Source organism: Streptomyces sp. NPDC111520 (assembly GCF_055635295.1).
In genome coordinates this window covers 77744-101987 of record NZ_JBVKBW010000016.1, presented here as the reverse complement: position 1 = coordinate 101987, position 24244 = coordinate 77744, and the positions used below count along the sequence as shown (strand labels likewise).

18 protein-coding genes are annotated in these 24244 nt (G+C 72.4%); 9 read left to right on the top strand and 9 right to left on the bottom strand.

Annotated features, from left to right (window positions below):
* Positions 1 to 36: 36 nt before the first annotated feature.
* Together mmsB and mmsA are read right to left on the bottom strand one after the other, a co-directional pair.
* The gene (gene mmsB, locus ACZ7MY_RS31855) at positions 37 to 1335 is read right to left on the bottom strand and encodes a multiple monosaccharide ABC transporter permease (RefSeq protein ID WP_499606759.1); all 1299 of its coding nucleotides are present in this window, start codon (positions 1333 to 1335) and stop codon (positions 37 to 39) included.
* Complete coding sequence (gene mmsA, locus ACZ7MY_RS31850; RefSeq protein WP_499606758.1) at positions 1332 to 2879, bottom strand: multiple monosaccharide ABC transporter ATP-binding protein; 1548 nt, start codon at positions 2877 to 2879, stop codon at positions 1332 to 1334. Before mmsA ends, mmsB begins: the two co-directional genes overlap by 4 nt.
* 265 nt (positions 2880 to 3144) lie before the next feature.
* Between mmsA and ACZ7MY_RS31845 the strand changes: the two genes are divergently transcribed.
* The gene (locus ACZ7MY_RS31845; RefSeq protein WP_499606757.1) at positions 3145 to 4335 is read left to right on the top strand and encodes an ROK family transcriptional regulator; all 1191 of its coding nucleotides are present in this window, start codon (positions 3145 to 3147) and stop codon (positions 4333 to 4335) included.
* A 36-nt stretch (positions 4336 to 4371) separates the two neighbouring features.
* Here the strand turns inward: ACZ7MY_RS31845 and ACZ7MY_RS31840 are convergent, their stop codons facing one another.
* From ACZ7MY_RS31840 to ACZ7MY_RS31820, 5 genes are all read right to left on the bottom strand, one after another.
* Positions 4372 to 4980 carry a TetR/AcrR family transcriptional regulator gene (locus ACZ7MY_RS31840; protein ID WP_499606756.1) on the bottom strand — a complete coding sequence of 203 codons (609 nt, stop codon included), beginning with the start codon at positions 4978 to 4980 and terminating at the stop codon, positions 4372 to 4374.
* Positions 4980 to 5864 (bottom strand): class I SAM-dependent methyltransferase, encoded by an 885-nt coding sequence (locus ACZ7MY_RS31835; protein WP_499606755.1) that lies wholly within the window; start codon positions 5862 to 5864, stop codon positions 4980 to 4982. The genes ACZ7MY_RS31840 and ACZ7MY_RS31835 overlap by 1 nt, the downstream gene beginning before the upstream one ends.
* A gap of 112 nt (positions 5865 to 5976) precedes the next feature.
* Positions 5977 to 6816, bottom strand: coding sequence for an MBL fold metallo-hydrolase (locus ACZ7MY_RS31830; RefSeq protein ID WP_499606754.1), 840 nt, complete (start codon positions 6814 to 6816; stop codon positions 5977 to 5979).
* Positions 6817 to 6823: 7 nt separating this feature from the next.
* Positions 6824 to 7339 (bottom strand): DUF302 domain-containing protein, encoded by a 516-nt coding sequence (locus ACZ7MY_RS31825; RefSeq protein WP_499606753.1) that lies wholly within the window; start codon positions 7337 to 7339, stop codon positions 6824 to 6826.
* Between the two features lie 94 nt (positions 7340 to 7433).
* Entirely contained in the window at positions 7434 to 8435 is a 1002-nt protein-coding gene (locus tag ACZ7MY_RS31820) for a LuxR family transcriptional regulator (protein WP_499606752.1), read from the bottom strand.
* A gap of 251 nt (positions 8436 to 8686) precedes the next feature.
* On the opposite strand from ACZ7MY_RS31820, the gene ACZ7MY_RS31815 reads away from it, so the two are divergent.
* Positions 8687 to 12433: a S8 family serine peptidase gene (locus ACZ7MY_RS31815; protein ID WP_499606751.1), complete on the top strand. Its 3747-nt coding sequence runs from the start codon at positions 8687 to 8689 to the stop codon at positions 12431 to 12433.
* A 109-nt stretch (positions 12434 to 12542) separates the two neighbouring features.
* Here the strand turns inward: ACZ7MY_RS31815 and ACZ7MY_RS31810 are convergent, their stop codons facing one another.
* The gene (locus ACZ7MY_RS31810; protein WP_499606750.1) at positions 12543 to 15821 is read right to left on the bottom strand and encodes a GH92 family glycosyl hydrolase; all 3279 of its coding nucleotides are present in this window, start codon (positions 15819 to 15821) and stop codon (positions 12543 to 12545) included.
* Between the two features lie 415 nt (positions 15822 to 16236).
* Between ACZ7MY_RS31810 and ACZ7MY_RS31805 the strand changes: the two genes are divergently transcribed.
* From ACZ7MY_RS31805 to ACZ7MY_RS31790, 4 genes are all read left to right on the top strand, one after another.
* Positions 16237 to 16785 carry a GNAT family N-acetyltransferase gene (locus ACZ7MY_RS31805; RefSeq protein WP_499606749.1) on the top strand — a complete coding sequence of 183 codons (549 nt, stop codon included), beginning with the start codon at positions 16237 to 16239 and terminating at the stop codon, positions 16783 to 16785.
* Positions 16786 to 17081: 296 nt separating this feature from the next.
* On the top strand, positions 17082 to 17972 hold the full coding sequence (locus tag ACZ7MY_RS31800; RefSeq protein ID WP_499606748.1) for an SCO4651 family lipoprotein: 891 nt from the start codon (positions 17082 to 17084) through the stop codon (positions 17970 to 17972).
* 124 nt (positions 17973 to 18096) lie between these two features.
* On the top strand, positions 18097 to 19248 hold the full coding sequence (locus tag ACZ7MY_RS31795; protein ID WP_499606747.1) for a methyltransferase: 1152 nt from the start codon (positions 18097 to 18099) through the stop codon (positions 19246 to 19248).
* Positions 19249 to 19296: 48 nt separating this feature from the next.
* On the top strand, positions 19297 to 19743 hold the full coding sequence (locus tag ACZ7MY_RS31790) for an archease (RefSeq protein WP_499606746.1): 447 nt from the start codon (positions 19297 to 19299) through the stop codon (positions 19741 to 19743).
* 57 nt (positions 19744 to 19800) lie between these two features.
* Here the strand turns inward: ACZ7MY_RS31790 and ACZ7MY_RS31785 are convergent, their stop codons facing one another.
* Positions 19801 to 21213, bottom strand: a complete 1413-nt coding sequence (locus tag ACZ7MY_RS31785; RefSeq protein ID WP_499606745.1) for an RtcB family protein — start codon at positions 21211 to 21213, stop codon at positions 19801 to 19803.
* Between the two features lie 220 nt (positions 21214 to 21433).
* On the opposite strand from ACZ7MY_RS31785, the gene ACZ7MY_RS31780 reads away from it, so the two are divergent.
* The 3 genes from ACZ7MY_RS31780 (at position 21434) to ACZ7MY_RS31770 (ending at position 23965) form a co-directional block, all read left to right on the top strand.
* A complete protein-coding gene (locus ACZ7MY_RS31780; RefSeq protein WP_499606744.1) occupies positions 21434 to 21790 on the top strand; it encodes a PRC-barrel domain-containing protein in 357 nt (118 codons plus the stop codon).
* Positions 21791 to 21820: 30 nt separating this feature from the next.
* Entirely contained in the window at positions 21821 to 21988 is a 168-nt protein-coding gene (locus ACZ7MY_RS31775) for a hypothetical protein (RefSeq protein WP_499606743.1), read from the top strand.
* A 96-nt stretch (positions 21989 to 22084) separates the two neighbouring features.
* Positions 22085 to 23965 (top strand): transketolase, encoded by a 1881-nt coding sequence (locus tag ACZ7MY_RS31770; RefSeq protein ID WP_499606742.1) that lies wholly within the window; start codon positions 22085 to 22087, stop codon positions 23963 to 23965.
* Positions 23966 to 24244: the final 279 nt, after the last annotated feature.

Below are 24244 nucleotides of genomic sequence, written 5' to 3'. Positions count from 1 at the left end.
CGCCCTGATTGCGGCACCCTGGGTACTGCCGGTCGGTCAGCCCGCGACCGGAGCCTTGTCGGGGTCGGAGGCCGGTTTCGGCGGGTCGACCGGTGTGGACGTCTCGTTCCGGTTGAACGGACGCATCAGGGTGCCGATGATCGAGAAGCGCCCCTGGCTCTTGCTGTAGACGTCGAACGCGACGGCGAGGAGGAGGACCAGGCCCTTGATGATCTGGACCATGTCCGAGCCCACGCCCTCCAGTTGGAGACCGTTGTTGAGCAGCGCCATGACCAGGCCGCCGACGATGGAGCCGCTGATCGTCCCGAGACCGCCGGAGACGGCGGCGCCGCCGATGAAGACGGCCGCGATGGCGTCGAGCTCCCAGCTCAGACCGTCCTGCGGGCCGGACGCCGCGGAACGGGCCACGAAGATCATGCCGGCGAGCGCGGCCAGCACGGACATATTCATCATGACCAGGAAGTTGACGCGCCGGAGCTTGACGCCGGACAGTTCGGCCGCGCGGGAGTTGCCTCCGACGGCGTAGATGTGCCGGCCTCCGATGGTGTTGCGGGTGTAGTACGAGTACGCCAGCACCAGGGCGATCAGGATGATGCCCGAGATCGGGAAGCTGGTGCCGATGCGGCCGCCGGCGAAGCGCAGCGTCGTGAAGATGATGATGCCCACCATCACGACCAGGCGGATCCCGGTGATCCACAGCGGTACGGCGTCGGCGCCCATGGCGCGCCGGGTCTGCCGTGCCTGCCACTCGCGCCAGACCACGCCCGCGCAGGCGAGCAGGCCGAGCAGCAGCGTCAGGTTGTTGTAGCCGGTGTCCGGACCGACCTCGGGCAGGAAGCCGGCGCCGATGTCGCGGAACCCGGTGGGCACCGGCACGGTGTCGGCGTTGCCGATGTACTGGTTGCCGCCGCGGAACAGGAGCATGCCGGCCAGGGTGACGATGAACGCCGGCACCCCCACGTAGGCGACCCAGAAGCCCTGCCAGGCACCGATCGCCGCGCCGACGAGCAGGCCGAGCAGGATGCCCAGCGGCCAGGGGAGCGAGTGCTCCTGCATCGTCTTGGCGACCACGATCCCGGTGAAGGCGGCCACCGAGCCGACCGACAGGTCGATGTGCCCGGCGACGATCACCATCAGCATGCCGATGGCCAGGATCAGGATGTAGGAGTACTGGCTGACCACGGCGATGAGGTTGCCGGAGGTCAGGGTCAGGCCCCCCGTCCAGATCTGGAACAGGAGCACGATCGCGACCAGCGTGGCGATCATGCCGAACTGGCGGGCGTTGGAGGCCGTGCCCCCGAAGAGGTTCTTCTGCAGGTCTGAGATGCGGCTCATGGGCTCGGTGTCTTCTTCATAGAGGTCATCTGTTTCATGAGGAGTTCCGGGTTCGCGTCGCGGCGCGTCACCTCACCGGTGATGGCACCTTCGAACACCGTGTAGATGCGGTCGCACAGTCCGATGAGCTCGGGCAGCTCCGAGGAGATGACGATGACGCCCTTGCCCTCGCCCACCAGCCGCTGGATGATCCCGTAGATCTCGTACTTGGCACCCACGTCGATGCCGCGGGTGGGCTCGTCGAGGATGAGCAGGTCGGGGTCGGTGAACATCCACTTGGCGAGGACGACCTTCTGCTGGTTGCCGCCGGAGAGCTTGACGACCTCCTCGTCCACGCCGGGGGTCTTGATCCTCAGGTTCTGCCGGTACTCCTCGGCGATCGAGTGCTCGCGCACCGGGTCGATGACCTGGTGGCGGGAGATCTTGGAGAGCTTGGCGGCGACCATGGAGGTCTTGATGTCGTCCAGCAGGTTGAGGCCGATCGACTTGCGGTCCTCACTGACGTAGGCGAGGCCCTGCCGGATGGCCTCCGACACCGTCTTGAGGTGGATCTCCTTGCCGTCCTTGAAGACCCGCCCCGACAGGAAGGTGCCGTAGGAGCGGCCGAACAGGCTCATCGCGAGTTCGGTGCGTCCGGCGCCCATGAGGCCGGCGAAGCCGACGATCTCACCGCGCCGCACCGTGAAGCTGGAGCCCTTGCACACGAGGCGTTCGTCGGACGCGGGGTGCCGCACGGTCCAGTCGCGGACCTCGAAGAACACCTCGCCGATGTCGGGCGTGTGGTCGGGGAACCGGCTGTCGAGCTCCCGGCCGACCATGCCGCGCACGATGCGGTCCTCGTTCACGCCGTCGGCCTCGACGTCCAGGCTCTCGATCGTCCGGCCGTCGCGGAGGATGGTGATGGTGTCGGCGACCGCCTCGATCTCGTTCAGCTTGTGGGAGATCATGATCGAGGTGATGCCGCGGTCCCGGAAGCCGCGCAGCAGGTCGAGCAGGTGCTGCGAGTCGGCCTCGTTCAGGGCCGCGGTCGGCTCGTCGAGGATCAGCAGCCGCACGTCCTTGGCGAACGCCTTTGCGATCTCGACGAGTTGCTGCTTGCCGACGCCGATGTCCTTGACGAGCGTGTCGGGGTCCTCCTTGAGGCCGACCTGCTCCATCAGCTCCAGCGCCCGGTGCTGCGCGGCCTTCCAGTCGATCCCGCCACGTTTGCGCGGCTCGTTGCCGAGGAAGATGTTCTCCGTGATCGACATGCCGGGGACCAGCGCCAGTTCCTGGTGGATGATGACGATGCCGGCCTGCTCGCTGGCCCGGATGTCGTGGAACCGGACAGTGTCGCCCCGGTAGACGATCTCACCGGTGTAACTGCCGTGCGGGTGGACGCCGCTCAGCACCTTCATGAGGGTGGACTTGCCTGCGCCGTTCTCGCCGCAGATCGCGTGGATCTCCCCCTCCTTCACCACCAGGTTGACGTCCGCGAGTGCGGTCACGCCCGGGAACGTCTTGGTGATGGACCGCATCTCCAGCAGCATCGGGGCGCGGCTCATGCGCGCAGCTCCACGCTGCGGGTCCCGCGACGATCACGCGGGCCCGCCTCCCCTGGGATGCGACATTTCGTGGACATCAACTTGCCTCCGATGACACTGCGCCGTGCCTCCATGCCGGACCTGTTACGGCTTGGGCACCGGACTTTAAATCCATTTGTTTTACTAAGTCAACGCCCAGGAGCGGTATCGTCATTGCGGCAAGAGAGGAACGCGTGTGCGGCAAGCAGGAACAAACCTCCCCAAAGTCGGGCGGTACAACCGGGCGGTGGTCCTGGACCAGATCCAACTCGCTGACGGGATCAGCCGGGTCGAGATCGCCCAGAAGACGGGCCTGACCCCGCAGACCGTCTCGGGGATCGTGCGCCGTCTGCTGGACGAGGGCATCGTGCGCGAGGACGGGGCCAGCCGCGGCGCGGGCGGCGGCAAGCCCCGCACCACCCTGCGGGTCAACGCGGACGCCGGCAACGCCGTCGGCCTCGTCTTCGACCCGGTCGAACTCACCTGCTCCGTGGTCGACCTGCTGGGCCGGCCGCTGGTCGTCAAACGGCGCCCCACTCCCCCCGGCACCGATCCCACGCACGTGGTGGCCGCCATGGCCGACCTGGTCGCCGAGGTGCTGGCCGAGGCCGACGTGCCGCGCGGGAACGTCCTGGGGCTGGGCCTGGCCACCCCCGGCCCGATCGACCAGCGCAACGGCATGATCGTCGCCCCGCCGCAGCTCGCCCACTGGACCCGGGTACCGCTGCAGCAGATGCTCAGCGACGCCACCGGGCTCCCGGTGACCCTCGACAACGACGCGACCGCTGCCGCGGTCGGGGAGCGCTGGTCCGGCGCGGGCCGCGGCGTGGCGAACTTCGCCTACCTGTTCTTCGGCACCGGCATCGGCGGCGGCCTGGTCCTCAACCACCAGGTCTACCGGGGCGGTTCGCTCAACGCCGGCGAGTTCGGCCACTCCACGGTGGTGTCGGACGGCCCGGAGTGCTACTGCGGCAACCGGGGCTGCCTGGAAGGGCTGGCGAACCCGTCGGCGATCGTGGCCGAGGCGCACCGCCGTCTCGCCGAGAAGCCCGGGGCGAGCCTGCTCTCACCGGCGTTCGACCGCGACCCGGCCTCCGTCGACCACGCCGCCGTCCAGCTCGCGGCGGGAGCCGGCGACGAGGTCGCGGCCGCCGTCGTCGACGAGGCCGCGCGGCACGTCGGCACGGTCGCCGTGTCGATCGCCAACTTCATCGACGTGGACCTCATCATCCTCGGCGGCCACGGCATCCAGCACGTGGAGTCCCGGTACGTCGACGCCGTCGCCTCCGCGCTGGCCTCCAGGCCCCTGGCCCGGCACATCCGCGTGGTCCAGGTCGCGGCCTCCCCGCTAGGCTCCGACGCGGCCGTCGTGGGCAGCGCCGCACTCGTGCTGCACGCCACCTACTCGCCGCAGTTGTCGTCGCTCGTCCTGGACTGACGGAGGGCGGATGACGCGGGGTGAAGAGCGGTGCAGTCAGCGTGCGAGCGCGCCGATCAGGCGCTCGACCGCCTCGACGTATCCGGCGTGGTCCAGCCCGGGATCCCAGGCGGTCTGCAGCGCCAGCCCCTGGTAGATCGCGACGAACACCCTGGCCAGGCCGTCGGCCGGCCACGTGGCGTCCAGTTCGCCGCGCTCCTGGGCAGCCCGGACCAGGTCGGTGACGACGGCGCGGGGACGGTCCACGCCCTCGCGCGCCACCGCGTGCACCTGCGGGGCCCGCAGCGCCTCGGCCCAGATCTGGACGCCGAGTTGCACGCGCTGCCGCTCACCGGGCTCGGCGAGCGAGCGCAGGAGTTCCAGGAAGCCCCGGGCGACGTCACCGAGGGCGTCGACGGTGTTCCCGGCGGGTTCGTCCAGGTGCAGCCGGCGGGCCTGCTGGTCGTGCCACCGGTCCGCGATGGCCACGACCATGGCGTCCTTGTCGGTGAAGTAGCGGTACACCAGACCGGCGCTGGCGCCGGCCTCGGCCGCGATGTCCTGGATGGTGGTGCGGTGGAAGCCGGACCGGGCGAAGCAGCGAGCGGCGGCGTCGAGGATCTGTTCGCGCCGTGCCCGCAGGTGCTCCTCACTGACCTTGGGCATCACTTCACCTCGGCCTGGGCGACGCGGTAGAAGGGCGCGGCCGGTTCGTGCCGCCCCAGGGGCTCCAGGTAGCGCGCGGCGGCCTCCCTCGCCGACTCGTCCAGGGTGAGTTCCAGTCCGCGTGCGGCCAGGTACGCCGGGAGTTCGCCGGGCAGGAAGCCGAAGGTGAAGGGCTCCCCGGCGGTGCGCACGGTGTCCGCCCATGCGGCGACGCCCTCGAAGTCCCCGGTCCCGTCCAGGGCCCGCCGGTCCATGTAGGTGAGGACGATCCGGCTCCCGGGCGCCAGTACGGCGGCGAGTGCCGTGAGCGTGGCGTGCACCGATGCCGCGTCGAGGTAGTTCGTCACGCCCTCCCAGACCACCACCGCGCGCTCGCCGTCCAGCCCCGCGGCGCGCAGCACGTCGCCGAGGTCCTCCCGCATCAGGTCCGCCGCGACGAACCTCACGTCCTCACCCGTCCGGCCCGCGCGGGCGGACCAGGTTCCGGCCAGCGTGCGCTTGACCGCCTGCGTCGCCGGGTGGTCGACCTCCACGACACCGGCGGCGCGCGCCGCGTTCAGCCGGAAGGCCCGGCTGTCGTACCCCGCGCCCAGCAGCACCAGTCGCCGGGCGCCGCCCTCCAGGGCGTCCACGACCAGGTCGTCGATCAGCCGGGTGCGGACCACCGCCGAGGCGCGCGGACCGGCGGGCCAGCGCCGGTCGATCCGGCGCTCGAGGAACCGCGCCATCCCCGGGCACCGGGCGATCGTCACGGCCAGGCGGTAGCCGCGGTCGAGGCACGAGGCGGCGTACGGGTCGGTGAACAGGCGCGGCCCCCGGCGCACCGACTCCAGTGCCCGGAAGAGCGCGACGTGCTGCGCGGTGCGGCTGGGTGTGTTCTGCATGGCGCCATCATAATGAATGGACGTCCATTTTTTTATCGGGGGCTGAACCGGGGCCCGGGTCGGCGCCTGTTCCGGGGCCGTATCCGCCGCCCCGGTTCCCGCGGGCGGGGCGTCAGGGCAGCAGGGCGAGGGCGCTGTACCAGACCGGGCCCGGGTTGAGGCGGTCCGGGTGGAGCCGGAGCATCCGGTCGTAGAAGGTGCGGGGGCGCGGTTCCTCCGCCAGCAGGCGCTGCGCGTCGAGCAGGTAGTCGCGGGTCTGCCCCAGGATCACGGGGTCGTCCGGCAGGGCCCTGTTCTTGTGGCCGGCCACGACCGCGCGCGGGCCGAGCGCGAGGACGGTGCCGAGCGCGGCGAGCCACTTGTTGATCCCGCCGCCGGCGCTTTCCCGCAGGTACTGGTTGACACCGTTGTAGGCCACGTCGCCCGCGACCACCAGACCGATCGACGGGACGTGCAGAACCGTCGTGTCGTCGGTGTCGGTGTGACCGGTCTCCACCGGGCGCAGCGGGTGCCCTTCCAGCGTGAACCCCTCGTCCGGGACCACCTGGTAGACCACGGGACTGTCGGGGATGAGCCCGGGGAAGTCCACGTCCCACCGGGTCCGCCGGCCCACCGTGGCCTGCTGGTGCATCAGCGCGATGGTGCCCTCGGTCGCGTACGGCACCGCCCCGGGGAAGCGCCGCAGCAGCAGATCGGTGCCGAACCAGTGGTCACCGTGGCCGTGGGTGGCGTACACGTGGGTGAGCCGACGGCCGGAGCGTTCGATCCAGTCGCCGACGGCGCGCACCTGGTCGCGGGTGAACGGCGGGTCGACCAGGACCGCTTCGGCTTCGCCGAGGATCAGCGTCGACGTCAGCGGCGAGGAGTGGATGGCGCCTCCGTCGGGCAGCCGGGGGCCCTTCGCGCGGCGCAACCCGTCGCACACGTGGGTGTCGTACCGGAGACCGGTCATGGCCGCCTCAGCCGAGCCCGGCGGGCACCGGCGCCTCCATCAGCGTGAGCAGGCGGGCGACCTTGTGGTTCAGTTCCAGTCCCACCCGGGCGATCTCCTCGCTGCCGTAGCTGCCGAAGTGGGAGCTCGGACGGTCGATCACGAAGCGCGGGGCGTCGGCGCCCCGGTAGATCTCGGTGCGCAGCGGCGCGTGCATCATGGCGGCGGGGTCGTGGCGGAACATCCGCTCGGCGATGGCGTAGTTGCCCATCAGGTACATCACGAACGGCGTCGGGTCGCCGGCGAGGGTCATCAGCGCCGTCCCGGAGTCCTTCCAGAAGATCATGAATCCGTGCGGTGCGTTGCTCGCCGCCTCGGCGAGGGCGCTCTCCCACGAGCCGCCGGAACGGATGAGGTCCCGGATCCCCTCCGCATGGTAGTGGGGCACCAGGGACTCGTGACGCCGCACGGCCTCCTCGAACGTTCCCGGCAGGGGGACGTCGAACCTGGTGACGCCGTAGTCGACCGCTCGCACCTCGGGCACCTGGACCACCTCGGACGGCGCGGCGCACCGCCGCGCCCTCCTCCCATCGTCCCCCGGCGGCACGCCGGCGCAACTCCGCGCCCGTACGCGGTGCTCACACCCAGTTGCGCCGGGCCGCCGCGACGCCGGCGCCGAAGCGGTTGGTGGTGCCCAGTTCCGCGTAGAGGTCCTGGATCCGCCGGCGCAGGGTCCGGGTCGACATGCCGAACTGCCGGGCGATGGCGTCGTCCTTGACGCCGGCGGCGAACAGGGCGAGCAGGTTCCGTTCCTCGTCGGTGGGTTCGCGCACCCGCTCGCTCGGGGCGGACGGCGGCGCCGCCGGCGGGGGTTGGGAGCCCGGTCCGCTCAGCGAGGCCGCGCCGGCCCAGTAGCGCTCGAAGAGCTCGGTCAGGGCTTCCAGCAGGGGCGGCGCCTCGGTGTAGAGGGTGTCGGTGCCGTCGGGGCCGAGGCTCAGCGAGACCATGGCCGCCGAACGGTCCGCCATGGTCAGCTTGACGGGCAGCGAGGACACGACCCTGGCCTCCTCGCCGCGCGAGACGAGGCTGCCCAGCTCCTGCCCCCCGCCGTCCTCGTCGAAGCTGGCGGCCGCGTAGACGACCCGTACCCGTACGCCGCGCCGCACGGCGGCCTCGTCGAGCGGCCCGTTCGGGGAGAAGAGGAAGGGGGGCCGGGCCAGTCCGCAGATCTCGTACGTGGCGCTCTGGTGCAACCGGTAGTAGCAGTCCCCGACTTCCTCCGGTCCGCTGATCGTCCGTGTGGCGGGCTGGCCGGCGCTGGACCGCCTGGCCTCGTCGAACAGCGCGCCGAGCGGCCCGGTGGCGTCGCGTACGGCGGCCAGTTGGCGTTCCCGGGACTCCACCAGGGCCCGCAGGGCGTGCCGCGGGTCGACGGTCAGGTACTCCCCCGAGGAGCGGCGGCTGAGCAGGCCGGAGTGGTGCAGGCGTTCCAGCAGTTCCAGTGCCGGTGCGGCGCCCAGCCCGGACGCCGCCGTGACGTCGTCGAGCGTCCCGCCACCGCGTGCCAGCAGGTCGCGGTAGACGGCCTCCGCCGCCGCGTCGAGTCCGACCAGCTCAAAGGGCGCGTCGGCGTCCGTCATCGTTCTCCATCTCCGGCCTGTGTGCGGTGGGCGAGCTGACGTCCCGTCAGCAACGTGTGACACGTGTGCCGCTACGCAGCGGACGCCCACACCGTGCAGTGTGTCTTGCTTGCCGATCATTGCGCCGCTTTGCGCCGTGTCCACTTGGTGACATGGCACAGAAGTGCCAAAGGGCCGCCTTTACACGGATGCGAACGGATGGCTGACTGCGTTCAACTCCAGCCCATCGAGTCCACGAGGTTCCCTTGCGCATGCCTCCGTCCCGCAGACGCGGGTTGACAGCCGCCGTCGCCGCCCTGGTGGTGCTGACGGCCACGGGTCCGGTCGCGTCGGCCGACCCCTCGGCGACGTCCCCCTCCCCCGCCACGACCGGTGCCGCTCCCGCCACCGTGCGCACCGTCACCCTGATCACCGGTGACAAGGTCACCGTGACCGGGAACGGCCGCTCCGCGTCCGTCACGTCGGTCACCGACCCGCAGGGCAGGTCCGGTGGCGCCCACGTGATGTCGGTGGGCTCCGACACCTACGTCTACCCCGACGCCGCGGTGCCCTACATCGCGTCGGGAGCCCTGGACGAGGGGCTCTTCAACGTCACCTCGCTGCTCGCGGACGGCTACGACGACGCCCGCAGCGACCGGCTGCCGCTCATCGTCACGTACACCGACGCCGCCGCCCGCTCCCGCAGCGCCAAGACCCCGGACGGCGCGCGCAAGTCCCTGACCCTCAGCAGCATCCAGGGCGCGGCGATCTCCGCCGAACACGGGCGGGCGGCCGACTTCTGGTCCTCCCTCACCGGCGCCACCGCCAAGAGCGCGGCCGGCGAACAGCCCTCCGGACGGCTGGCCGGCGGCATCGCCAAGGTGTGGCTGGACGGCAAGGTCAAGGCGACGCTGTCCGACACGACGGCGCAGATCGGCGCCCCCGAGGTCTGGGACGGCGGGGACACCGGGCAGGGCGTGGACGTCGCCGTCCTGGACACCGGCATCGACGCCGCCCACCCGGACTTCACCGGCCGCATAGCGGCGACGCAGAGCTTCGTGCCCGACCAGGACGTCACCGACCGGCACGGTCACGGCACCCACGTCGCCTCCACCGTCGCCGGGACCGGCGCCGCCTCCGGCGGCACGGAGAAGGGTGTCGCCCCGGGCGCGTCCCTGCACATCGGCAAGGTCCTGGACAACTTCGGCAGCGGCCAGGACTCCTGGATCCTCGCCGGCATGGAATGGGCCGCCCGCGACCAGCACGCCAAGGTCATCAGCATGAGCCTGGGCGGCGACCCCACCGACGGCACCGACCCGCTCAGCGAGGCCGTGAACCGGCTCAGCGAGGAGACCGGGGCACTGTTCGTCGTCGCGGCGGGCAACTCCGGCCCCGTCCCGTACAGCGTGAGCGCCCCCGGTGCCGCCGACGCCGCGCTGACGGTGGGCGCGGTCAACGGCCCCGGCAAGGGAGTGGACCAGCTGGCGGAGTTCTCCAGCCGCGGCCCCCGCGTGGGCGACAACGCCGTCAAGCCCGACCTGACCGGCCCGGGGGTGAACGTGCTGGCCGCGCGCTCGCAGTACGCCCCTGAGGGCGAGGGCGCCTACCAGACGATGAGCGGCACCTCCATGGCGACGCCGCACGTGGCGGGCGCCGCGGCCCTGCTGGCCGCCGAGCACCCGGACTGGACGGGGCAGCAGCTCAAGGCCGCCCTGATCAGCGCCACCGCGAGCACCCAGCGGTTCAGCCCCTTCGAGGCGGGCAGCGGGCGCGTGGACGTCGCCGCCGCCGTGAAGGCCACGCTGGTCGCCTCCGGCGACGCGTACGCGCAGGCCCACTACCCCTACACGCCGGGTCAGACGGTCCGCAAGGACGTCACCTACACCAACTCCGGCGCCGCACCGGTCACAGTGGACCTGTCCCTGAGCCCGGGCCAGCTGCCCGAGGGCCTGTTCACGCTGACCGAACCGCGGCTGACCGTGCCCGCCCACGGCACCGCCTCCGTCGGCGTGATCACCCACCTCGACGCCGCCGAGGACAACGGCGCCTACGCCACCCGGCTCGTCGCCACCGGCGCCGACGGCACGGCCCTGGCCCGCACCACGGTCGGGGTGAACAAGGAGGGCCGCCGGACCATGCTGACGGTCACCGCGAAGGACCGGCACGGCAAGGCCCTGCCCGGCACCCTCATCCTCAAGGACGTGAAGCGCAACACCGCGCCCAAGGCGTTCGCCGTCGACGCCTCGGGCCGCATCGACCTGCGGCTGCCCCCGAGCACCTACTCGGCGTGGGTGAACAGCGACGTGCCCGGCATCGACGGCACGCACACGCTGGGCTTCGCGATGTTCTCGGCGCCGCAGATCGACCTCGACGCCGACCGCACCGTCCGCTTCGACGCCGCGGACCTCCGCAAGGCGGCCGCCGTCACGCCGCAGGCGACCGCCAACCAGTTCATGCGGGTCGACCAGTACCGCACCAACGGCGACCTGTACCCGTTCCTCGACAGCTACATGCCCGAGTACTGGCGGTACGACAGCCTCTGGGTGACCCCCACCCCCAAGGTGACCGAGGGTTCGTACCACTTCGCGACCCGCTGGCGGCAGATCCAGCCGCCGCTGACATTCTCCGCGGGCTCGCAGACCTACGACGACGTCACGATCCAGAGCCTGTCCCCCAAGCTGCCCGACGGCACGGGGACGTACCGGGCGGTCTGGGCGGGTGACGGCTCGGCCGCCGACTACCGCAAGCTCCCGGTGCGCGGCCAGGTGGCGGTCGTCCGCCGCAGCGACACCGTGTCCGCCCCGGACCAGGCGGCGGCCGCGGCGAAGGCCGGCGCGCGTCAGCTGCTGATCCTCAACGACGGCTACGGCACCTACGACCCGTGGGCCGACCTGCCCGAAGGCGCCCCGCTGCCGGTGGCCTCGCTCGGCACCGACGACGGCGCGCGGCTGCTGAGCCGGCTCCGGGGGCACGGCACCACGACGCTGAAGGTCGTCTCGCACCCGTACCCGCGCTACGCCTACGACCTGATCCGGCACAGCGACGGCGCGGTCCCGAAGGACCCGTCCTACCGCCCCGGACCCGGCGAACTGGCCCGTATCGACGAGTCGTTCCGCAACACCACGCAGGGCAGGGCGGTGGCGTACCGCGAGGACGTCTCGCTGGTCTTCAACCGGCCCGCGCTCATCGATCCGACGCAGGTCGCGGCCCAGGGCACCCTCACCTCGTGGGTCACGGCGGGCGACGGCGCCCGATGGATCTCCTCGGCCGCCATGCCCGACCTCGGCCAGCGCGGCGTCGTGCGCACGTACAAGCCGCGCAGCACCAGCAGCGAGGCCTGGTTCGCGCCGGTCCAGCACCCGCGGGCGCTCAACGACGGCATCAGCTGGACGGCCCCCTACCGGGTCGGCGACATCATCAGCACCTCCACGCTGCCGGCCTGGGGTGACTCCGGCGGCCACGCGGGCGTCGCGTGGGCCGACGGCGACACGTCCAAGGTCTCGCTGTACCAGGGCGACCAACTGCTCGGCGAGGACTACAACGAGCGGATCGTCACCGCCGAGGGGATGTCGCCCGACCCGCAGCCCTACCGGATCGTCGTGGAGGGCAAGCGGAACCTGCCGGACCGGCCGTACTCGACCCGCACCCGCACCGAGTGGGGCTTCACCTCGAGCACGACGGACTACTCGGTCCTCACGCCGCTGCCGCTGGTGCAGCTCGACTACGCCGTGGCGACCGACCTGTCCGGCAAGGCCGGCCGCCGGACCTGCCTGACGGTCACCGCCTCGCACCTGAAGGGCGCGGCGGGCACCGGGACGATGCGCACCGTGACCGTGGAGGTGTCGTACGACGACGGCGCCACCTGGCGCAGGACGACGCTGCGGCAGTCGGGCGGCGGCTGGAAGGCGCAGCTCGACGCGCCGTCGCGGGCCCGCTTCGCGAGCCTGCGGACGACCGCCCGGGACACGAAGGGCAACAGCGTCAGCCAGACCCTGATCCGCGCCTTCGGCGTCAAGTAGCCGGACGGCACGGCGGACGAAGGGCCCTTGTCCCCGGTGACGCACCGGGGACAAGGGCCCTTCCGCGGGCGCGGAGCCGGCTCCGCGCCCGCGCCCGGGTGGCTCCGCGTCAGTCCACCGCGAGGGTGAAGACGTGGAGGTCCGTGTTCTGCGGGAGCTTCACGCTCGTGATGGTCCTGCCCGCCGGCGCCTCGAAGGGCGTGGTGGCGAAGACGTACGTGGCCACCGGGTCCTTGTCCGCGCCCGCGACGTTGCGGTACGCGGTCTTGGCGACGACCTCGTTGCCGAAGCGGACGCTGCCGCCACCGCCTCCCACGGTCCAGTCGGTGAAGGACAGGTCGACGGCCTCGGTGCCGCCGTCGGCGTAGGTGACCGTCGCCGTCGTCTGCTGGTCGCCGTTGACGGCGCTGCCCACGAACGACAACCGTGAGGCCGGGGTGGCCAGTTCGATGGTCTGGCCGGTCGCGGAGGCGTTGTCGGGACGGCCGGCGGGCGAATCCGGCCAGGTGAAGGCGAGGCCGCCGGCGACCGTGCCCTGCGTGCCGCCGCTCAGGCCCGCCGCGGCGAGGGCCTGACGGGAGTAGCTCCAGCCGCCGCCGTCGTAGTCGGCCTCGTCGTGGTCACCGGAGTCGTCGGAGACGCCCGTGCTGTTGTACGCCGCGATGAGGGAACCGGGAGCGGCCACCGTCAGGGACACCGGCTGCTCGTACGAGGTGTCCCCGTAGCTCACCGCGATCCTGGCGTCGTAGAAGCCCTGCTTGACGTCCCCGGCGGTGGACAGGGTGATCTCCTGGGACCCGTCCGTGAACGTCCCCTCCGCGGGGGACGCCGTGACGCCGTCGGGCACCTCCACACGGAAGCGCACCCGCGGCGCCTGGCCGCCGCGCAGCGACAGGGCCCGGATGCCGACCTTGCTGCCGCCGCCCGGGGCGATCGTCGCCGCGGTCGGGCCGACGCCCACCTGGTACGGCTGCTCGCCCTCCCGGAAGGAGGGCGGCGCGTCCTCGGCGTCCGCTCCCCAGCCGCGGTCCGCGGTGCGCGACAGCGTGTAGTCCAGCCTGCCGCCGTCCTCGACGAAGGAGGCGGGCAGCCACGGCCGGTCGCTGGTGCGGCCGTCGACCTTCAGCGACCGGACGTACGGCGCGTCGGCCGCCGCGCCGGTGGCGCGGATGGAGATGTCGTTGCCGGCCGGGCGGTCGATCTCGATGCGCGGGAACAGCGGTGAGGCCAGGACGAGTTCGGCGCGCGAGGGCACCTGCGGGTACATGCCGAGTGCCGAGAAGACGTACCAGGACGACATCGCCCCGAGGTCGTCGTTGCCGGGGATGCCGCCGGGCTTCGTGGACCACAGCGCGCCCATCGCGGCCCGTACCGTCTCCTGCGTCCGGTACGGCTCACCGGCGTAGGCGTACAGGTACGGGACGTTGATCGACGGCTCGTTGTCCATCTCCGACTTGTCGCCGCCGCTACCGGTGAACGCCCAGCTCCCGTCCGCCTTGTGGAAGAAGGCGTCCAGCCGCTCGCGGGCCTCGTCCCGCCCGCCCATCGCGGCGAAGAGGCCGGCCGGGTCGTGCTGCACCATCCAGGTGTACTGGGCGGCCGTGCCCTCGACGAAGCCGTTGCCGGTGGCCGGCGTGAACCCGGTCACCCAGCTGCCGTCGGCGTCGCGGTTGGCGATGTAGCCGCCGCCCGGGTCGGCGGCGAGGTTGAAGTTGTTCTGCCACCACTGGGAGCGCCGGGCGAAGTCGGCGGCGGTGCGCTTGTCCCCGGCGGCCGTGGCGAGCTGGGAGAGGGCGAAGTCGGCGCCCGACATCTCCAGCGTCTCGGCCGCACCGCCCCAGGCGTTGGAGACGGACGGCATGTAGTGCAGCTTCAGGTACCTGTCCAGCGAGGGGCGCTGGCCCACGGAGAGGATGGGCTTGCCCGCGGGCGACAGGTCCGCCTCCGTCGGCACGGTCGCGGCCTTCACCAGGGAGTCCAGGGCGCCGCGCAGGTCGAAGTCCGTGCCGCCGAAGGCCCGGATCCCGGCGAGGGCGGCGGGCGACGGGTCGCCGTTCATGACGTGGGTGCCGGCGGCGCCGTGCAGCCAGCGGTCCCAGACGCCGCCGTTCTGCCGGGCGAGTTCGTACAGCGACTGGGCGATGTCCGAGCCGGTGCGCGGGCTCAGCAGGGTGAGCAGCTGGACCTGGGAGCGGTAGACGTCCCAGCCGGAGAAGGTGCCGTACTGGGCCCGGTGACCGCGGGCCACCGTGTGGACCTCGCCGTCGGCGCCCCGGTATCTGCGGTCGCTGTCGTTGATGACGCTGGGGTGCATCATCGCGTGGTACAGCGCGGTGTAGAAGGTGGTGCGCTCGGCGTCGGTGCCGCCGCCGACCTTGATCGCGCCGAGGCGGTCGCGCCAGGCACGGCGGGCCGCGTCCCGCACCGAGTCGAAGGAGCGCCGCGGGGGGTTCTCCGCGGCGAGGTTGGCGTCGGCGCCGGCCTGGCTGACGTACGAGATGCCGACCTTGACGTTCACCGGTCCGCCGCCGGGCGCGAACTCCACCCAGCCGCCCGCGCCCTTGCCCGCGACGGGGTTCCCACCGGCCGCGAAGCCGCCGGTGCCGCCCGAGGCGCCGGTGGAACCGGGGTTCACCTCGTCGTCCTGCCAGGTGCCGGTCGCGGTGAAGGCGCGGTCGAAGCGGGCGGTGAAGTAGAGGGTGTAGTAGGCGCGCCGGCCCTCGGGATCGAGGTAGCCGCAGAAGTTCCCCGACGTGACCGAACCGGAGACGGTACGGGTCTTCGGGTCGATGGTCACGGTCGAGTCCGTGGAACCGACCTCGGAGTTGGCGGTGCGGATCAGGAGGGAGGCGGGCTTGTCCGCGGGGTAGGTGAAGCGGCCGGAGCCCGTGCGGGTGGTGGCCGTCAGGTCCGCGGTGACGCCGGAGGACAGGCCCACCTTGTAGTGGCCGGGCTCGGCGGTCTCGTCGGAGTGCGCGAAGTCGGCCGCGTACACCGCGTCCTTGGTGTCCGCGGCGGGCGAGGTGGTGACCGCGCCGGCGTAGGGGAGGAACGGGATGTCCCCGCTGCCGCCCGCGCAGCCGGTGCCCGACATGTGGGTGAGGCTGAAGCCCCGGATGCGGGTGGCGTCGTAGTGGTAGCCGCCGGGCGCCGTGGTGCGGGTGGCGTCGCCGCGGGTGGTCTCGGGGCTCCAGGACAGCATGCCCTGCGGCATGACGGCGCCGGGGAAGACGTTGCCGCCGTTCGTGGTGCCGATCAGCGGGTCGACGTAGGCGGTGGGGTCCTGTACGAGATCGGGTGGCGGCGCGGCGGGCGCCGCGAGGGCGGGGGTGGCGCCGCCGACCGCCAGGACGGCGGCCAGCAGCACGGACGTCGGACGCAAGCGCATGACGCGGCCCTTCTTCTCACGGACGGGTCGCGCACCACGGGTCACACAAGCCGCGGGGACAGTAGCGCGCCCCGCCGGTGTCCCGGTAGACCGCCTCCGGTGCACGTCAACTCCCTTGACAACGTTGCCTCTCCGGCCGGTATAGTCATGCCCGGTTCAAGTTGACAACGTTGTCGCGCACCACGGTTCCGCCACAAGCCCCCCACGCACGCACCGGCTCCGCCCCCACCGCCGGCCCCGTAACTCCTCCGGTGTCGATTCCCCGAGGAACCTCGACGTGACGCCCTTTGCCACGGCGACGATCTGATGGAGCTTCGGCACGTCGCCGAAATGGGCAGCGCCGCCCACACGCACACCCGATTCCCACCCCGGTGCGGACATCCGTTCGACGTCCGCCCCTGGATATCGTCGCCGCATGCCCGAACTCATCGCGCCCAGTGCCCGCCTGCACTCCGCCTGGCTCGAGGCGCACCACGAGTGGGGTCCCGGCCGGCACGAGGACGGCTTCGGGCTGGGGCCGTCCGACGAGGTCGGCACGCCGGACGGGTTCGCGGCCTGGGTCGCGGTGCTGGCCGCGCAGGCGGAGCCGGAGGCGGTGGCCGCGGGGCACGGCTGTACGTACCGGTGGATCGTCGAGGGCGACCGCGTGCACGGCGGCATCGCCCTGCGGCTGGGGCCGGCGGACCACGTGGAGCGGTACGGGCACATCGGCTACGGCGTCCGGCCGTCCTCGCGCCGCCGCGGACTGGCCACCTGGGCCCTGGGGCGCATGGTGGGCGAGGCCCGCGCGCTCGGGCTGGACCGGGTCCTCGTCGTCTGCGAGGCCGACAACGCCGCCTCCGCGCGGACGATCGAGCGGAACGGTGGCGTCCTCGAAGACGGAGGCGAGGGCGGAGGCGAGGTCGACGGTGCCGGGGAGGCCGGATCGGCCGCCGTACGGCGCTACCGGATCACGATCACCTGACGCGGCTCCGGGCTGCGGCGCCGGCCGCGACCGAGCGCGGCAGCCAGGAGGCCGTGGGTCGCCGGGGGCGAAGGCCACCGGCCTGATCTGCCGGACCCCCGTCGGCGTCCACCTGAGAACGGCGTCCGCGATCAGCGTCGGTAACAGGTCCTGACCGGTGATGTCGCCCCGCACGGGCGGATCTCAGCCGTGCCCCGGTCACTACGCGCAGGCTGCTCGCACTTGTGTCCGAGGGCTGTTGTATCGTTCAGGGCCGTTGATCATTGTAAAAATTTTACTTTGTAGGGGAACTTTTCATGCGCATTCGTCGACTTGTGGCGATCACCGCTGCGACCGGCACCCTCGCACTCGGTCTCGCGGCCTGCGGCGACTCCACGAAGGACGCACCGAAGGCCGCGTCGTCCCAGAGCTCCGCCGCCGAGCCGGCGGAGAAGAAGGAGGTCTCCCCGGTCGACGCGCTGCGGAACGCCGCCAAGGCGGTGGAGGAGCAGGCTTCCGCGAAGGTCACCGTCGACTCCGTCGACCCGGCCGACGGCAACACCAAGGCCGAGGGCACCCTGAGCTGGAAGAAGGGCTCCGAGGGGGCCGAGCTGAGCATGGACGCCGGCTCGGACGCCGACCTGCGGGACATGGCCGGCCCCGACGGCAAGGTGCACATGATGATCGCCGATGGCGGCGTGTACTTCCCGATCGAGGGGGAGATGGCCGAGGCCGCGCCCGGCAAGAAGTGGCTGAAGCTCGACGGCGCCGATATGGACGACAACCCGGCCGGCAACCTGCCGCACGGCCCCGCTACGAGCATCGCCGCCCTGTCCACCGCGGCGGATCTCGCCAAGGCCGGTGAAGAGCAGGTGTCTGGTGTCACGGCGACCCACTACACGGGCACGGTGGACATCGACAAGCTGGCCGCGGACACCTCGGTCCTCGAGCTCATCAGTGAGGGCGAGCGCGACGCCTACGTCACGGAACTGCACGCCACCGGCCTCAAGAAGACCGTCAAGGTCGAGGTGTGGATCGGCTCCGACGACCTCGCCGTCAAGACCGTGGAGTCCGGCAAGACGGCCAAGGGCCCTTCCAAGGTGACGATCGTGCAGTCCGCCTACAGCGCGACCTCCACGGTCACGGCACCCCCGGCTAAGGACGTCACCACGTTCGCCGAGATCCTGAAGAGCGCCGCCCAGGGCTGATCCCCCACGCGCCGGTGGGTGCGCGGCGACCGCTCGCACCCACCGGCCGACCCGCCGCGTCGCGGCAGGGGCCCCCGGGCCGGTAGCCCTGGGCGGTGCGGGCAGCCCGTACCCTGAGGGGGCGATGAACCTCTTCAGCACGCCGTGGGGCGCACTCGAACTGACCCGATTCCCCGCGGAGCCGCGGGAGACGCTGCGGGCGTGGGACGCCTCGGACGAGTACCTCCTGCGGCACCTCGCCGAGACCGGGACGGACCTGACCGGCACGACCGTCGTCCTGGGCGACCGCTGGGGGGCGCTGACGACGGCGCTGGCCGCGTACCGTCCCACGCAGATCACGGACTCCCACCTCGGGCAGCAGGCCACGCTGGAGAACCTGCGGCGCAATGTGCCGGACGCCCAGGCGCGGTTGCTGACCACGCGTGACGAGCCGCCCGCCCGCATCGACGTGCTGCTGGTCCGGGTGCCGAAGAGCCTGGCGCTGCTGGAGGACCAACTGCACCGGCTGGCGCCCGCGCTGCACCCCGGCACCGTCGTCCTCGGCACGGGCATGGTCACCGAGATCCACACGTCCACGCTGCGGCTGTTCGAGCGGATCGTCGGGCCGACCAGGACCTCGCTCGCGGTGCGCAAGGCGCGGCTGATCCTCAGCACCCCCGATCCGGCGCCGGCCCGCGGGACGAACCCGTGGCCGCTGCGGTACGCGCTGCCCGACGGCATCGGCCCGCTGTCCGGCCGTACCGTCACCAACCACGCGGGGGTGTTCTGCGCCGACCACCTGGACATCGGCACCCGCTTCCTGCTCGAGCACCTGCCGAAGCGCGAGGGCCAGGACCGCGTGGTCGACCTGGGCTGCGGCAACGGGGTGGTGGGGACGGCGGTGGCGCTGGCGAACCCCGGCAGCGAGGTGCTGTTCGTCGACGAGTCGCATCAGGCCGTCGCCTCCGCCGAGGAGACCTTCCGCGAGATCGCCGGGCCCGGGGGCAGGGCCCGGTTCCTGGCCGGGGACGCCGCCGACGCCGTGGCGGCGCTGGGGCCGGACGGGGCCGACCTCGTCCTCAACAACCCGCCGTTCCACTCCCACCAGGCGGTCACGGACGCGACGGCCCAGCGCATGTTCGTCACCGCCCGGTCCGCGCTGCGGCCCGGCGGTGAGCTGCTGGTCGTCGGCAACCGGCACCTCGGCTACCACGTGCGCCTGCGGCGGCTCTTCGGGAACTGCGAGGTCGTCGCCGCCAATCCGAAGTTCGTGGTCCTGCGGGCCGTGAGGCGCTGACCGGGCCGCGGGACCCTTGAGGCGGCCCGGACCGGGCAGACGCTCCTCATGGTGGACGAGACGTACGGCGGCGGAGGAGCGGAGGCGGGCGGACACCGTGCGGTGCCGCACACCGCCGACGTGCGGATCGAGGCGTGGGGGCCGACCCGGGAGCAGTGCCTGGTCGAGGCGGTACTGGGGCTGGTCGAGTGCTTCGCGGACATCTCGGGGGTACGTCCGGCGTGCGTGCGGCGGATACCGGTGGCGGAGGCCCCCGACGACGACCTGCTGGCGGACCTCCTCGACGAGGTCATCTTCCGGCTCGAGGTGCACGGGGAGGTGCCCGTCGACGTCGAGGCCGAGTCGGACGACGGCGGGCTGGACGTGCGGATGGCGGTGGCCGACGTCCGGTCGGTCGAGGTCATCGGAGCCGTTCCCAAGGCGGTCTCGCTGGGCGAACTGCACCTGGCGCCGGGCCCGTACGGGTGGTCCTGCGCGGCAACGGTCGACGTCTGAGCGGGCGTCCGGACCGGGTCCGGCCCGCGGTCCCGCGCGGCGTGCCGTCCCACGGGACTACCCCTTGACCACGCCCAGGGGCACCAGCCGGACGACCCTGCGGCACAGTCCGGCGCCCTCGCTCGCCTCGACCACCGCCGAGACGTCCTTGTAGGCTTCCGGTTTCTCCTCGGCGAGCCCGCGCCAGGACGAGGCGCGCACCTTTATCCCGCGGGCCTCCAGCCGGGCCCGCAGCTCCCTGCCGCTGACCCCGCGCGCGGCCTGGTGCCGGCTCTGCTCCCGGCCGGCGCCGTGGCAGGTCGAGTGGAAGGCGTCGCCGCGGGGAACGCCGGTGAGGACGTACGAGCAGGTGCCCATGGTGCCGGGGATGAGCACGGGCTGGCCGACGCCGCGCAGGTCGGCGGGCAGGTCCGGGTGGCCGGGCGGGAGCGCCAGGGTGGCGCCCTTGCGGTGGACGCACAGGATGCGCGGCACCCCGTCCACCTCGTGCTCCTCGATCTTCGCCAGGTTGTGGGACACGTCGTAGACGAGCGTGAGACGGACCCCCGCCTCACGGCGGAAGACGCGGCGGGACAGCTCCCCCAGGAGCTGGCGGTTGGCCCGGGCGTAGTTGGCGGCGGCGGCCATCGCGCCGAGGTAGGCGCGACCCTCGGGCGAGTCGGCCGGGGCGCAGGCGAGCTGCCGGTCGGGGACGTCGATGCCGTACCGCCGCATCGCCCGGTCCATCGCCCGCACGTGGTCGGAGCAGATCTGGTGCCCCAGCCCCCGGGAGCCGCAGTGGATCATCACGCAGACCTGGCCGGGCGCGAGGCCGAAGGCGGCGGCGACCGGCCCGTCGTAGACCTCGGCGACCTCCTGCACCTCGAGGAAGTGGTTGCCGGAACCGAGGCTGCCGACCTGTCCGAGGCCGCGTTCGCGGGCACGCGCGCCGACCCCGCCGGTGTCGGCGTCGGCCACGGTGCCGCCGTCCTCGCAGCGCCGCAGGTCGCCGTCCTCGCCGTGGCCCTCCTCCACGGCGTAGCGGGACCCGCCCGCCAGCACCCGTTCCAGCAGGCGGTCGCTGCCGAGGTGCCAGACGGCCCCGGTGACGGCGCCGCGCGGGGTGTCCTGGCCGAGCCCGTCCATGATCGCGGGCAGGGCGGGTCCGACCGCCTCGCGGTCGCAGTCGGCGGCCAGCAGCCGTACGCCGCAGGAGATGTCGAAGCCCACCCCGCCCGGGGAGACCACGCCACCGTCGGCGACGTCCGTCGCGGCGACCCCGCCGATCGGGAAGCCGTAGCCCCAGTGGACGTCCGGCATGGCGTACGAGGCCGTGACGATGCCGGGCAGCGTCGCGACGTTGACGACCTGTTCCAGCGCCTTCCCGGCGTGGCCGAGCAGGTCGCGGGAGGCGAACACGACACCGGGGACGCGCATCCGGGCGCGCCGGCCGATGCGGAACCGGTAGGGATCCTCTTCCACGACGTCCATCACGGCCTCCAGGGCCCGGTCGGCGGGCGAACACGCCCCTGTGGGTCGCGTTGCCGGGGCGGGCGCCGGTAAACGGAACCCCGGCCGGATCCGGATGACGGACGTAGCATGAGAAAACGAGCAGGAACGCACTCACCTGCGACGGCCCGGCCAGGGCGGTCCCGGTGCGCCCGCGCCGGGGGCCACGACGCCAGTCCGGCGCCCCACCGAGGAGCAGCTCATGATCCATTCAGCCGACATCCGCGAGTGGCGCGACCGTGACGTCATCGACCCCAAGGGGCACAAGATCGGCGCGCTGGAGGCGGTCTACGTCGACACCGCCACCGACGAGCCCGCCATGGCGACGGTGCGCACCGGGCTGCCCACTCGGCACCGACTGGTGTTCGTGCCCCTCGACGAGGCGGTCGTCGGGCCCGGTTACGTCCAGGTCGCCCAGTCCAGGGGGCTGGTGAGGAAGGCTCCGTCCATCGGGACGGACGACGTCCTGCCCGTCGAGCAGGAGGGGGAGATCTTCCAGTACTACGACATGGCCTACCACCCGGGCGCCGGAGGCGAACGGAAGCTCGCCCGGCGCTGACGACCCTCGCGCCAAGGAGGTGTTCCGGCCGTGGCGCTGTTCCTGTTCCTGCTCCTGGTGGCCGTGGTGCTGGGGCTGATCGGCGTGGTCGCCGAGGGTCTTCTCTACCTGCTGGTCATCGGCATCGTCGTGCTCGTGCTCGACCTCGTCCTCGTCGGCGTCAGGTGGCGGCGTTCGCGCCGCGGACCGCTGCGCTGACGCCGGGGACCCGGCCGATACGGGCGAGTGCGACGCGAACCGGTGGGTAGCAGGCACCAGGTACGCAGAGTCCTCCGTGCGAAGAGGGAGTCCGTCATGACGGACCAGAAAGCCGCCGCCCGCCCGATCGGGCCGGACACCGACCTGGAACAGGTCTTCGAACTCGCCCAGCAGCTCCGTGTGGACTCCGTGCGGGCCAGCACCGCGGCCGGCTCGGGCCACCCCACCTCCAGTATGTCCGCCGCCGACCTGATGGCCGTGCTGATGGCGCGTCATCTGAAGTACGACTGGCGAAAGCCCGAGAACCCGGCCAACGACCACCTGATCTTCTCCAAGGGACACGCCTCCCCCCTGCTCTACGCGATGTTCCACGCCGCGGGCGCCGTCGACGAGCACGAGCTCATGACGACGTACCGCACCTTCGGGGCACGCCTCCAGGGCCACCCCACCCCCGTACTGCCGTGGGTGGACGTGGCCACGGGATCGCTGGGCCAGGGCATCGCCTACGGCGTGGGCATCGCCACGGCGGGCCGCGACCTGGAGCACGAGCCGTACCGGGTGTGGGTGCTGTGCGGCGACAGCGAGATGGCCGAGGGCTCGGTGTGGGAGGCCCTGGACAAGGCGGGCCAGCGGCGACTGCCCAACTTCGTCGCGATCGTCGACGTCAACCGGCTCGGGCAGCGCGGCCCCACCGAACTGCAGTGGGACACCGAGGCGTACGCCCGCCGCGTCGAGGCTTTCGGCTGCCGCGCGCTCGTCGTCGACGGGCACGACCTCCAGGCCGTCGACCGGGCGCTGGCCACCGCGGCGGACGCGCAGGCGCCCACCGTCATCGTGGCCAGGACCGTCAAGGGGCAGGGTGTCCCGGAGGTCGCCGACCACGAGGGCTGGCACGGCAAGCCGCTGCCGCCGGACCTCGCCGAGCACGCCATCGAGGAACTCGGCGGCGTGCGCCACCTGACCGTCCGCGGGCCGCTGCCGCCCGAGGCCGCCCCGCGCCCGCCGATGACCGCGACGACCCCCGTGGAGCTGCCGCAGTTCCGGATGGGCGAGGCCGTCGCCACCCGGGTCGCCTTCGGCAAGGCGCTCGTCGCCGTCGGCGCCCGCCCCGACGTCGTGGTCCTGGACGCCGAGGTCGGCAACTCCACGCACGCGGAGGACTTCGGCAAGGCTTACCCCGAGCGGTACTTCGAGACGTACATCGCCGAGCAGCAGATGATCGCCTCGGCCGTGGGCATGGCCGTGCGCGGCTACCGTCCGTACGCCGCGACGTTCGCCGCCTTCCTCACCCGGGCGCACGACTTCATCCGCATGGCGGCCATCTCGCAGATCTCGATGGCGCTTTCGGGCAGCCACTGCGGTGTGGAGATCGGCGCGGACGGGCCGTCGCAGATGGGCGTGGAGGACCTGTCGATGATGCGCGCGGTCCACGGATCCACGGTGCTGTACCCGAGCGACGCCACGTCCGCCGCCGCGCTGACGGCCGCCCAGGCCGACCTCGAGGGCATCTCCTACCTGCGCACCACGCGCGGGGCGTACCCCGTCCTGTACGGGCCCGACGAGTCCTTCCCGGTCGGCGGTTCCAAGACCCTGCGGCAGTCCGGGGACGACGAGGTCACCCTGATCGGGGCCGGGGTCACGCTGCACGAGTGCCTGGCAGCGGCCGACGCGCTGGCCGCCGAGGGCGTCACGGCCCGGGTGATCGACCTGTACTCGGTCAAGCCCGTGGACGCCGACGCCCTCGCCCGCGCCGCCCGCGACACCGGTGCCCTGGTCGTCGCCGAGGACCACCACCCGGAGGGCGGCCTGGGCGAGGCCGTGCTCTCCGCCCTCGCCGCACGGCACCAAGGGCCCGCCTTCGCGCACCTGGCCGTCCGTGACCTGCCCGGATCGGGCACGGCGGAGGAACTCATGGACGCCGCCGGAATCTCCCGCACCCACATCGCCGAGGCCGCGAAGCGGCTGGTCTCCGGCTGAGCCGGGGCACGTCCGGTACGCGCACCGGCGGCCGCCGTCACCTGTGTGACGGCGGCCGCTGCCGTGTGCCCGCGCCCGGCACCCGCCCGCGGTCCGTCGCACAGGGGGCGCGCGCACGTCGTGCGGTCGGTGAACGCGGGGTGGCCCGTCACCTGGACGGGCTAACCGGCCTGCTCGCTGGGGCGCCCCCGGGCCGTCCCCCGGGACCGGCGTCGGGCAGCGGCAGACGCCCCGGTCCCGTGTCCGCTCGCCGGGCGATCTTCATCCGCTTCGCCCACG